The organism is Pseudomonas sp. PME37.24/025 (assembly GCF_055556615.1).
In genome coordinates, this window is record NZ_JBVHNK010000079.1 from 1 (window position 1) to 306 (window position 306).

The 306-nt window shown below is 61.8% G+C and carries 1 protein-coding gene; it reads right to left on the bottom strand.

The window, feature by feature from the left end; all coding sequences use genetic code 11:
* Window positions 1-306, bottom strand: a 306-nt coding sequence (locus ACZ3HH_RS29585) for a two-partner secretion domain-containing protein (protein WP_465810080.1), incomplete at both ends; no start/stop codon positions are given.

Below are 306 nucleotides of genomic sequence, written 5' to 3' on the forward strand. Positions count from 1 at the left end.
ATCGACCCGGCGTACATGCCACCGAGAGTCGAGGAGTCGATGGCCAACCCCGGTTTGGCGCTGCCGTCATCGGCGCGTGCGGTCGTGTTGAGGGTGTCGGCGTTGACGTCGTTACGCCCGGCGATGATGGTCAGATTCCTGGCCTGGATCTCGGCGTTGATCCTGGCGCTGCGGGTAATGATTTCGAAGCGGTCGACGTTGCTGACGTTCAGCACGTCGCCTTCGATGACGATGCTACCCTGATCGACCTGAAAGCGATCCAGCCGACCGTTATCCAGCACCGGTTTGCCGGTGGTCAACGTGACG